The sequence below is a fragment of the Bacillus sp. GbtcB10 genome, from assembly GCF_019091365.1.
Lineage (GTDB): Bacteria > Bacillota > Bacilli > Bacillales > Bacillaceae > Bacillus > Bacillus altitudinis.
Genome location: NZ_JAGXJP010000053.1, coordinates 1 through 325 on the forward strand (window position 1 = coordinate 1; position 325 = coordinate 325).

At 39.4% G+C, this 325-nt stretch carries 1 pseudogene; it reads right to left on the reverse strand.

Annotated features, from left to right (window positions below):
- Positions 1-132: 132 nt before the first annotated feature.
- Positions 133-325 (reverse strand): annotated as a pseudogene (locus KVT11_RS21155) (cysteine ABC transporter permease); the annotation flags it as partial.

Sequence of the window (325 nt, forward strand, 5' to 3'; positions counted from 1 at the left end):
GTGCCAGTACTCGTCCTTCCTAGACTGCAAAGGTTTTCTATCACGCTGTAAAGTAAACAAAGGGCTAAAATCAAGTTCATTTTAGCCCTTTGTTAACAATCTGAGCAGATCCCATGGTTCTGTTTTTTGTTGTTATAGATATTTTGCATAGCGTTTTTCCAAAAAGTCTTGGAGCAATGAGACCACACTGCATAAGACCCAGTAAATCAAGGCAACCAATATAAACATGGTCATATAATCAAATTCTCATCCGCCCACAATTTTTGCTTGCTGGAAGAGTTCGGGGACAGTAATCATTGCCGCTAGTGAGGAAGCTTTGATTAAA